The sequence below is a fragment of the Fusobacteriaceae bacterium genome (assembly GCA_031272775.1).
Lineage (GTDB): Bacteria > Fusobacteriota > Fusobacteriia > Fusobacteriales > Fusobacteriaceae > JAISST01.
This window is the reverse complement of sequence record JAISTB010000029.1, coordinates 1-10,745: the sequence shown is the minus strand read 5'-3', so window position 1 is coordinate 10,745 and position 10,745 is coordinate 1. Positions and strand designations below refer to the sequence as shown.

Annotated in this window: 11 protein-coding genes; 9 read left to right on the top strand and 2 right to left on the bottom strand. The window is 54.9% G+C overall.

Going from position 1 to position 10,745, the window contains the following annotated elements; genetic code table 11:
- The 9 genes from LBQ97_07150 to LBQ97_07110 all read left to right on the top strand — a co-directional run.
- On the top strand, positions 1–723 hold a 723-nt coding region (locus LBQ97_07150; protein MDR1832489.1), incomplete at its 5' end, for a DUF169 domain-containing protein.
- A gap of 200 nt (positions 724–923) precedes the next feature.
- A complete protein-coding gene (locus tag LBQ97_07145; GenBank protein ID MDR1832488.1) occupies positions 924–2,111 on the top strand; it encodes a PLP-dependent aspartate aminotransferase family protein in 1,188 nt (395 codons plus the stop codon).
- A gap of 27 nt (positions 2,112–2,138) precedes the next feature.
- The gene (locus LBQ97_07140; GenBank protein ID MDR1832487.1) at positions 2,139–3,089 is read left to right on the top strand and encodes a hypothetical protein; all 951 of its coding nucleotides are present in this window, start codon (positions 2,139–2,141) and stop codon (positions 3,087–3,089) included.
- Positions 3,090–3,109: 20 nt separating this feature from the next.
- Complete coding sequence (locus LBQ97_07135) at positions 3,110–3,712, top strand: 3'-5' exonuclease (GenBank protein ID MDR1832486.1); 603 nt, start codon at positions 3,110–3,112, stop codon at positions 3,710–3,712.
- Positions 3,713–3,915: 203 nt separating this feature from the next.
- The gene (locus tag LBQ97_07130) at positions 3,916–5,538 is read left to right on the top strand and encodes a peptide ABC transporter substrate-binding protein (GenBank protein MDR1832485.1); all 1,623 of its coding nucleotides are present in this window, start codon (positions 3,916–3,918) and stop codon (positions 5,536–5,538) included.
- A 78-nt stretch (positions 5,539–5,616) separates the two neighbouring features.
- Entirely contained in the window at positions 5,617–6,546 is a 930-nt protein-coding gene (locus LBQ97_07125) for an ABC transporter permease (protein ID MDR1832484.1), read from the top strand.
- Between the two features lie 10 nt (positions 6,547–6,556).
- Positions 6,557–7,603 (top strand): ABC transporter permease, encoded by a 1,047-nt coding sequence (locus LBQ97_07120; GenBank protein ID MDR1832483.1) that lies wholly within the window; start codon positions 6,557–6,559, stop codon positions 7,601–7,603.
- A 28-nt stretch (positions 7,604–7,631) separates the two neighbouring features.
- Entirely contained in the window at positions 7,632–8,723 is a 1,092-nt protein-coding gene (locus tag LBQ97_07115) for an ABC transporter ATP-binding protein (protein ID MDR1832482.1), read from the top strand.
- Entirely contained in the window at positions 8,720–9,622 is a 903-nt protein-coding gene (locus LBQ97_07110; GenBank protein ID MDR1832481.1) for an ATP-binding cassette domain-containing protein, read from the top strand. Before LBQ97_07115 ends, LBQ97_07110 begins: the two co-directional genes overlap by 4 nt.
- Before the next feature lie 67 nt (positions 9,623–9,689).
- On the opposite strand, the gene LBQ97_07105 is transcribed toward LBQ97_07110, so the two are convergent.
- Both LBQ97_07105 and LBQ97_07100 read right to left on the bottom strand, forming a co-directional pair.
- Positions 9,690–10,046 carry a hypothetical protein gene (locus LBQ97_07105; protein MDR1832480.1) on the bottom strand — a complete coding sequence of 119 codons (357 nt, stop codon included), beginning with the start codon at positions 10,044–10,046 and terminating at the stop codon, positions 9,690–9,692.
- A gap of 93 nt (positions 10,047–10,139) precedes the next feature.
- The coding region (locus tag LBQ97_07100) for an autotransporter domain-containing protein (GenBank protein MDR1832479.1) at positions 10,140–10,745 on the bottom strand (606 nt) is incomplete at its 5' end.

Below are 10,745 nucleotides of genomic sequence, written 5' to 3'. Positions count from 1 at the left end.
GTCAAAATCTACAAAAAGGGGGAGGAGGTCCCCGGCGACATCCGGGCAAAGTCTCCGCGCAAGGATTTCGGGCACAGGCTCGCGATCTGCCAGGGCGTCACCATGGCCAGAAAGCTGGGCGCGGTCTTGAAATACAGCATGGAAGACCAGTCCTGCCCGCTGGCGCAGTTTATCCTGGGCTACGCGGAGGTTCCCGACATGATCAAGGATGGGAGCGTCGTATATCCCCTCTATACGGGGAGCCTAGAGGCCGGAAAGGTGACGCAGGACACGACGCCCCAAATGCCCGTAAAAGATACGGAAACCATCGTATTTGCCCCGCTCCACAGGGCGAGTTTCGAGCCCGACGTCATCATCATCTACGGCAACGGCGCGCAGATCATCCGCATGGTGCAGGGCGCCATCTACGAAAAGGGCGGCTATGTGGAATCCCGTTTTTCGGGGAGAGGCTGCTGCGGCAGTGAGATCTCCGTCCCCTACAGTCAGGACAAGTGCAATGTCACGCTTCCCGGCGGCGGCGAACGGGTCTTCGGGCTTACCTCTGACGACGAGATCGCCTTTTCCGTCCCGAAATCACAGTTCCGTTCGTTTATCGACGGCGTCATCGCGACCCACAAGGCGGGCGCGGCCCGGATCCCGACCCCCATCGGCGGCCTGACCACGGAACCGGCCTGGCCTCACGCCTACAAAAAGCTCTACGACTACTACAACGGGGAAAAGTAAAATCCTCCGGGGCTGTCCCGAAATGAAGCTTTCAATCATTTCGTGGCGGCCCTTTTTCACATTCCGGCCTTTTTTGCCGACGGGCCTGCTTTTTACTTTTCTGTTGAAAATTCCTTTCAAAAATGATACTATAGGAATAAGTTCCGGAGAATTTCACGGAAAATTACGTTTGAGGATTCTATTATTCAGGAGGAAAACACATGCCCAAAAAAATCGACGGTTCCTTCGGTTTCATGACCCGGGCCGTCCACGGCGGCAACGAAGTTGACCGGGAGACCGGCGCTATTCGCCGTCCCATTACCATGGCAAACAGCTATGAGCTTCCCTATGATCCGTCCAACATCAACTGGAGTACGGCCGACGGCAACGTCTATACCCGGAACGGCGGCGCCAACCAGCGCTATTTGCAGGAAAAACTGGCGCTTTTGCACGGGACGCCCGATTGCGTCGTGCTGGCTACGGGAGTCGCGGCCCTCTCCGGCGTATTTTTCACGTTCCTCAAGGCCGGGGACCATATTGTGATGTCGGATTCCACCTATATCGCGGCTTACCGGCTCATCAACGAACTCTTTCCCGCCAAATCCGGCATAGAAAAGACCCTCGTGGATTCAAGCGACGTGGAAAACGTCCGGGCGGCCATGCGACCAAATACAAAATTAGTCCACATTGAGACGCCTTCCAATCCCACGATCAAAATCAGCGATATTCAAGCCATCGCCCGTGTTGCCCATGAAAAGGGGGCGCTCCTTTCCGTGGACAACACATTTGCCTCCCCCTACAACCAGCGGCCCTACGAACTGGGGGCGGATCTCACGATCGAGAGCCTCACGAAATACATCAACGGGCACGGCGACGCCATGGGCGGCGCGGTATTGGGGAAAAAGGAACTGATCGACGAAATCCGCGGGCAGGCCATGGTGAATCTGGGCGGGGCCATCAGCCCCTTCAACGCGTGGCTCATCATGCGGGGCGCGGCCACTTTGCCCCTGCGGATGCCCCAGCACAACCGCTCGGCCCACAAGATCGCGGAATTTTTACAGAGCCTGCCCCAGGTGCGCTTTGTGGCCTGGCCGGGGCTCGCGACCCACAAAAACCACGACGTGGCGCTCCGGCAGATGAAGGAAGGCTTCGGCGGCGTGCTCTCCTTTGGCCTCAACAGCGACCACGACGGCCACAACCGCTTCGTGAGCAAGCTCAGGATCATGACAAACGCCGTTTCCCTCGGGCATGATGAGACGTTGATTGTCTTTTTGGGGGAAAATGACGAGCGGCAATATCTGTACGGCGAGGAATTTCACAAGGGATTTTTCCGGCTTTCCGTGGGCCTCGAGGATACGGAGGACTTGATCGCCGATATCCGTCAGGCGCTGGCGGCAGCCGGCATTTGAACGATTACGGCATAAAAGGAGGACGGCGTGAAAATCATTGATTACAACGAAACGACGAAATTACTGCCTATGGCGGAGTGTATCGCGCTCATGCGGGAGGCCTTCGTCAAACTGGCGGAAAAAACGAGCGTTCAATATCTGCGGACCTATGTGCGGCTCCCCGACGGGAACATCCTCGGCCTCATGCCCGGGTACTACGACGGGGAATATTTCGGCTGCAAGGTTATCACGATCTTCAACAGCAACATCGGGACGAATTTTCCCTCCCACCAGGGCTCCGTCCTGCTCTACGGCTCGAAATACGGGGAACCGCTGGCCATGGTGGACGGAGACGCCATCACGCGGATCCGGACAGGGGCCGTGAGCGCCGTGGCCACGGACATTCTCGCCCGCAAGGACGCCAAAACGGCGGCTTTTATCGGCGCGGGGGCCCAGGCGCGCTCCCATCTGGAGGCTATCCTTTGCGTGCGGCCTCTGACGTCGTCGGCGGTCTATGACCTCAACGCCGGTTCGGCCGCGGCCTTTGCGGAAGAAATGACGGCGAAGCATGGTATTCCGGTTAAATCCGTCGCAAGTCCGGCCGAAGCGGCCAAAGACGCCGATATCATCTGCACGGTCAGTCCCTCCAAGACGCCGGTTTTGTACCTCAAGGACGTCAAGCCCGGCGTTCATATCAACGCCGTGGGCGCGAGCATCAAGACAGACCGGGAGATCGGCTCTGACCTGGCGGCGGCGGGGCGCTTTTTCGGCGATTATCTCGAATCCGTCATGGCCGAGGCCGGCGATTTCCTGATTCCCAAAGGCGAGGGGCTCTTTGGCGACAGCCATTTTCTGGGAGAATTGGGCGATCTTTTGACGAAACCCGATCTTGCGGGAAGAAAGACCTCCGAAGACATCACGATTTTCGAGGCCCTGGGCCTCGCCGTGGAAGATGTGGCGGCAGCCAAATACGTCTACGAAAAATCGCTGAAACGATAGGCAGTAAAGGAAGTGAAGGCATGGAAGAAAATTCCGGCAGCCGCGTCGTGATTTTTTTCGATACGGAGACAAACGGGATCAGCTACAAGAGCAGCGTCCTTTCGATCTCGGCTCTCAAAGGGCTCGTGGATCCGGAAACGGGCTGGGTGGAGCTGACGGATAAATTTGAGCGCTACTACTTTCCCGTGGAGCCCTTCAACTGGGGGGCCATACGGGTCAATCATCTCGACGGACCGACGATCCAAAGGCTGCGAGGAAAGAACTGCCCCTATCCGAAGTATTTTCAGGATGATCAGGAGGCTTTCGAGGCTTTTTCCGCCGATTGCAACCGCTATGTGGCGCACAATATTGATTTTGACCGGGCGTTTTTGCGAAAAACCTTGAAAAAGACCTTTTGCACGATGAAGGGCAACCTCATGGCCGTCAAGGCCCCATCCTCAAAGCCCGGGACGCCGAAATGGCCGAATCTGGCGGAAACGGCCGCCTTTTACCATATCCGGCTTCCGGAAGACGAAGGGACCTTTCACCAAAGCGGCTACGACGCGCTGATGGTCATGAAAATCTTTGAGCAGATGCTGAAAACCCCCTACGGCAAGCAAGCGACGGCGGTTTTCCTGAAATGAAACACATTCAATCCGCTATATTTTGCAATTTTATAATCATATCAAAATTTTTGTGTCTGATTCGCACAAAAAGCGTTAAAACAGAAAAAGCGGGACGCATTCTGTGGAAAAAAGAGAAATTTGCTTGACATATTTTCGCCGTACATTTATACTGAACTATAATCACTTTGAAACACAAACCCCAAAAATACAAGGAGGAATTTATGAAGAGATGGACAAAATTATTCACTCCGCTGACCGCCCTGGTCATGTCCCTGGCGTTTTTTATGTTGACGGGACAGAAACTCAGCGCCGCCGGCAAAGCCCTCAATGTCATGATCGACGTCGAAGTGGCCTCGTTGGATCCGCAGATCGCCACTGACGGCACGTCCTTTGAGGTTATCCGGCAACTGGTCGACGGGCTGTACGGCTTGGACGCCGACGGCATGTACCGGCCCAATATCGCCAAATCCGTGGAAAAAAGCCCCGACGGCCTGAAGTACACCTTCAAGCTGGCCGATGAGGCCGTGTGGTCAAACGGGACCCCCGTGACCGCCCATGACTTCGTATTCGCGTGGAGAAGACTCGTCGATCCCAAGACCGCTTCCGAATACAACTTTATCATGGAGACGGCGGGCGTCAAAAATGCCCAAGCCATCACGAAGGGCGAATTGGCCCCGACGGAACTCGGCGTGAAAGCCCTGGACGACAAGACGCTGGAAGTGGTGCTGGACGTACCCGTGCCCTATTTCGAAAGCCTGATGTTCTTCCCGCCCTTCTTCCCGGTCAACGAGAAGTTCTACAACGAAGCGGGCGGCAATTTCGGCACAAGCGCCGCGACCTACCTGAGCAACGGCATGTTCGTGCTTTCCGAGTATGAACCGGCCGCCACAAGCTTCAAACTGGTCAAGAACGAAAAATATTACAAAAAAGACAAAGTTGCCCTGTCAGGCATAAACTATCAAGTCATCAAAGACAGCCAGCAGGCCGTTTTGAGCTATCAGAACGGGGATATCGACGTCATGACCCTGCACGGCGAACAGGCCGAGCAGTTCGTAGACGATCCCGAATTCATCAAAGTACAGAGAGGCTATCTCTGGTACATCAGCCCCAACCTGAAGACGAAGGGACTCGACAACCTCAATATCCGGAAAGCCATGGCCCAGGCTTTCGACAAGAAAGCCGTCGTGGAGATCATCCTGAAAGACGGATCCCTCGTGGCCGATTACAACGTGCCCGTACGGCTGGCCATCGGCCCCGACGGCAAGGATTTCCGCGAGACCTCCCCGACCTACAATTCCTATGACGTGGCCGCGGCCAAGAAGAACTGGGAAGCGGGCCTCAAGGAACTGGGCGTCAAAGAACTGAAATTCAGCATGGTCGTAGAGGATACGGAATCGGCTCAGAACGTGGCCCAATTCCTGCAGGAACAGCTGCAGACGAATCTGCCGGGACTCACGATTACGCTTGAGGTAATGCCCAAGAAGAACCGGTTGCTCCGCATGCAGAACGGCGAATACGAACTGGGTCTGACCCGCTGGGGTCCCGACTACGCCGATCCCATGACCTATCTCGATATGTGGATCACCGATTCTCCCTACAACTATGGAAAGTACAGCAACCCCGCCTATGACGCCATGATCGTGGACGCCAAGAAGGGAAAGCTCGCCACGGACATCAACGCCCGCTGGGAAGAACTCAAAAAAGCGGAAAAGATTTCCGCCGACGATGTGGTAATTATGCCCATTTATCAGAATTCCGACGCCGCTCTCGTCAAGAGCAACATTAAAGGCATGGCCTATCATTTGATGGGCGGCCGCGTATACAAGGACGTTGTGAAAGAATAAAGGAAAATCAAGGATAAAAAACGGCTTTGCGGGGTAGTCCCACGCCCCGCAAAGTCTGTTTCTGTTCGAGGGAGACCCATGAGGAAGTATGTTTTAAAACGGCTTGCCATCAGCGTAGCGACGCTTCTGACCATTCTGTTTATCCTGTTTTTGATGCTGCGGCTCATGCCCGGCTCGCCCTTCAACGACGAAAAACTCACGAAAGACCAGCTTGCCATCCTCTATGAAAAATACGGGCTCGACAAGCCTGTTCCCGTGCAGTTCGTCAAATATGTGGGTCACATGGTGACAGGCGACCTCGGCGTTTCCTACGCCATCAGCAAAAATACGCCGATCACGCTGCTTTTGAAAAACAGACTGCCCGTCAGCGTCCGGATCGGTTTCCAAGCCGTTTCCTTCGGGGCTCTGATCGGGTTTCTGCTGGGCCTTCTGGCCGCCTTCAAGCGGGGGACCGTGATGGACACGCTGTGCACGGTGATTTCCGTCCTGGGGGTAAGTCTGCCCTCCTACGTGTTCGCGCTGGCGCTTTCCTACACGCTGGGCTTCAAGATCAAATGGTTCCCGATGCTCTATCAGACGAGTCGCGGGTTTTTTTCATCCGTCCTTCCCACGATCGCCCTTTCGATGTTTACACTGGCCAGTATTTCGCGCTTTACCCGGGGGGAAATGATCGAGGTGCTGGACAGCGATTATATGATGTTTGTGCGCAGCAAGGGGATAACGGGCGCGAGGCTCGTGTTTCGCCACGCCCTGAGAAACGCGCTCATTCCCATTATTACGGTACTGGCGCCGCTGATCGTGGGGCTTATGACCGGTTCCCTCGTCGTGGAGAAGATCTTTTCGATCCCCGGCGTGGGCTCGCTGATGATCGCCTCCATCCAGGGGAACGACTACAACGTGACGATCGCCATCGCCTTTATTTACAGCGCCATGTACATCGGGATCATGCTGCTCCTCGATATTCTCTATGGGCTCATTGATCCGCGAATCCGGCTGGCCAGGGATTGAGGAGGCCACGATGACGGAAAAAGATCTGGAAAACATCAGCTTTCTGCCCGACGATTTCGAGCTGGTCGGCGCGGCGGAAGAAGCCCATATCGATAAACTTTACGAGTCCGTCGGTTTTTGGCGGGAGGCTTTCATGCGCTTCCGGAAAAATATCGGCGCGGTCACCGGACTCGTGATTATCCTCTGTATTGTCATCATGGCCCTGGTAGGGCCCGTCATGAGCGACTACACCTACAACAGCCAGCGGATCGCCGAGCAAAATTTCGCGCCGCGGGTCAAAGCCCTCGAAAAATGGGGGATTTTTGACGGCAGCGAGACCATGCAGATGTCCCGTGGCGTCAAGGAAGTCAACCGCTACAAAGAAAAAAATCTGCCCGACACGTATTACTGGTTCGGTTCTGACACGCTGGGCCGCGATATCTGGACCCGCACGTGGACCGGCACCCGGATCTCGCTTTATATCGCCCTCGTGGCGGTTATTGTGGATATGCTCTTCGGGCTCAGTTACGGCCTTATTTCAGGCTATTTCGGCGGGAAAACCGATATGGCCATGCAGCGTTTCGTCGAGGTTGTCAACGGCATTCCCAACCTTGTCATTGTGACGCTTCTGATTATCGTCATGAAGCCCGGCCTTTCGACGATTACCTTTGCCCTGATGATCACGGGCTGGATCGGCATGAGCAGAATCGCCAGGGCCCAGATGCTGCGGCTGAAGGAGCAGGAATTCGTGCTGGCTTCCCGGACGCTGGGAGCGCCGAATTTCTTTATCATTTTCCGGGAAATACTCCCCAATATCTTCGGGCAATTGCTGACGAATACGATGTTCTCCATTCCCAACGCGATTTTTACCGAAGCCTTTCTGGCCTTTATCGGCCTCGGAGTGCCCGCGCCCATGGCGAGTTTGGGCTCCCTGATCTCCGAAGCCTTCAAGAGTTTTACGACACATCCCTATATGATCATCTTTCCGACCATAGTGCTGGCGCTGTTGATGCTGAGTTTCAATCTTTTGGCCGACGGCCTGCGCGACGCCATTGACCCCACGCTGCGGGACAGATAGAGAAGCTTTTTGAGAGGAGCGGTTTCCCATGGAAGAGCGGGTAAAAATCCTGACCATACGCAATCTGAATATTTCCTTCAAGACCGTGGGCGGCATCGTACACGCCATTCGGGGCGTCGATCTTGACGTCTGGCGCGGCGAGACCGTGGCCATAGTGGGGGAGAGCGGCTCCGGCAAGAGCGTCACCGTCAAGGCGGCCATGGGCATTTTGGCCAAAAATGGCGTGATCAATTCCGGAACCATGGAATTTACCTACAATCCTCGGGGACAGGATCCCGTTACCCTCGATTTGTTGAAAATGGGACCCAAGCGCATCGCCCGGGAAATCAACGGGAGGCGGATCGCCATGATCTTTCAGGACCCCATGACTTCTCTCGATCCGACGATGTCCATCGGAAAGCAAATTATGGAGGGCATGATCGCCCATTTCGGGACGCCCAAGGACCGGGCAAAGGCCAAAGCGCTTGAATTGCTGGACCTCGTGGGCATCCCCGATCCCGTCAACCGTTTTAAGAATTACCCCCATCAGCTTTCGGGCGGTATGCGCCAGCGCGTCGTCATCGCCATTGCCCTGGCCTGCGATCCGGAGCTGCTCATTTGCGACGAACCCACGACGGCTCTCGACGTCACGATACAGGCAAAAATCCTCGAGCTCATCAAACACGTCCAGAAAGAGCGCGGCATTTCGGTAATTTACATCACCCATGATTTGGGCGTTGTGGCGAAGGTGGCGGACTTCGTCAACGTCATGTACGCGGGGAAGATCGTCGAAAAGGGAACGGCCGACGAAATCTTTTACGATCCGCGTCATCCCTATACCTGGGGGCTTTTGAGCAGTATGCCAAACCTCGAGACAAGCGAGGACAGGCTCTACGCCATTCCCGGCAACCCGCCGACGCTGACCGGCGAAATCCAAGGAGACGCCTTCGCGCCCCGGAACAAATTCGCCCTCAATATCGACAGACGGCTGGACGCGCCCATGTTCAAGATCACGGAGACCCACAGCGCGGCGACCTGGCTCCTTCACCCCAAAGCGCCCAAAGTGGAACTGCCGGTGGAGCTCCGAAACATGATCGACCGTATGCTGCGAATGAAGGCGGAAAAGGAGAAAACAACATGAGTGTCCGAGAAGAACCCCTGCTCAAAGTGGAGGGATTGACACAACATTTTAAAATAAACCGGCGCCTGACCATTAAAGCCGTCAACGGCGTCGATTTTGAGATTTATCCCGGCGAGACCTACGGCCTCGTGGGAGAGAGCGGCTCGGGGAAAACCACCATCGGCCGCGCCATCATCAAGCTCTACGAGTTGACCGCCGGTAAAGTCCTCTTTGACGGCATGGATATCTCGGGGGAACTGCCGGCCGCGGAGAACAAAAGATTGCGCCAGAGCATGCAAATGGTCTTTCAGGACCCCATGTCCTGCCTGAACCCCAGAAAGAAGATTTCCGACATCATCGGGCAGGGCCTCGATATCCACCGCCTCTACCGGGACAGCGACGAGCGCAACCACAAGATCGCCGCCATGTTGGAAAAGGTGGGACTTTCCGTCGCCCACGCCAGCCGCTACCCCATGCAGTTCAGCGGGGGGCAGCGGCAGCGGGTCGGCATCGCCCGGGCGCTCATTATGAACCCCAAGATGATCATCGCCGACGAGTGTATTTCGGCCTTGGACGTCTCCATTCAGGCCCAGGTCGTCAACCTCATGAAGGACATCCAGCAGGAGACCGGCACGGCCTATCTCTTTATCGCCCACGACCTGAGCATGGTCAAATACATCTCGAACCGGATCGGCGTCCTGCATTTGGGCTATTTGCTGGAAACGGGGACAAGGGAGGAGATCTTTGAAAATCCCGTTCACCCCTATACGAAAAGCCTGATCTCCAGCATCCCCCATCCGAATCCGCGCTACGAAAAAATCCGCAAGGCGATCCATTACGATTACGCCGAGAGCGGACATGACTACAGCAAAGGGAAGATGCGGCTTGTGGAGGGGACCCACTGGGTGTTGGAAGAATAAAAAAAGGAGACGCATATCCTGCGCCTCCAAGTTAAATCCGACAAAAATTCAGTCAAAAACTTTTTTCCTACAAAATACTCCCTTTCTTTTCCAAAATGGCTTCGGCAGCCGCACATGCCGCGCAATCGCAATATTTCGCTCCGGCAGCCTTGATTTCCTTCGCGTGGGCCGCGACCCCTTTGGCGCGCTCGGCGCCGAAAATTTTCGTTCCCGTTTCGGACTCGGCAAAGGCGATCAGACCGTCGATGGGGAGGATGTCCTCCTCCAGCTCCGCGAGATATTTTTTTGTTTCGGCGGCTTCTTCAGGCGTTCCGACAGCCTTCAGCCACGTCTGCGCCTCTTCCTTCAATTCTTTGCAGCAGGACGGCGCGTTCACGATCACATTGGTTTTTTCCTTCACAAAAGACAAGATTTCCGGTTTCATATTTATACCTCCTGGTTGTTAATATAGACTTATTATATCACGGTTTAGCGGCTTTTGCAATGGGGAAAAATTAAATTTGGATGTTCTTCCGAATCACAGCGTATATTTGATTTTGAGCTGCCCAAGATAGCCTTCTTTTTTTCCATACAGGCCAACGATGCCGGTTTGGATGGATAGAGGCATTTTTTCCGTGGGTTCGGCAATAATTCCAAGTTCAATGCCTGCTGAGGCGCCATGTAAAGACGGAGCCGGTAATGAATATCCATGGGTGGTTGCCAATGCCTCGCCTTTCCATTCATATTCTGCGCTCAGCCGCGCGTATGGAATGACTCGATCGCTGATTTTATGTTGAGCTGAGAATGCCAACTGCCCCCGTTCCGATATCATGTGCCGAAAATCAATGGGGTCTCCCGTTGCAAGATGTACTGTACCGCTTTCAATCACGGAAAACAGGAATTTTCCGCCAAGTCCAAGTTTTGTCTTGTCAGATAGCTCCCAGGTTGTGCCAAGTTCAGCATGGCCGCCAAGGTACCATGAGGATTTATCGTAACTGGCGACTGTCCCTGCAAGGTCCCGCAAATCTCTGCTGTCATACTGATTTTTGATCTGCCCTGTATGCAGACTTCCTTTGAGATACCACTCATTGGATTCATGTTCATTGAAGTTCAATCGTCCGAGGATGCCGCCGCCTATCTGGCG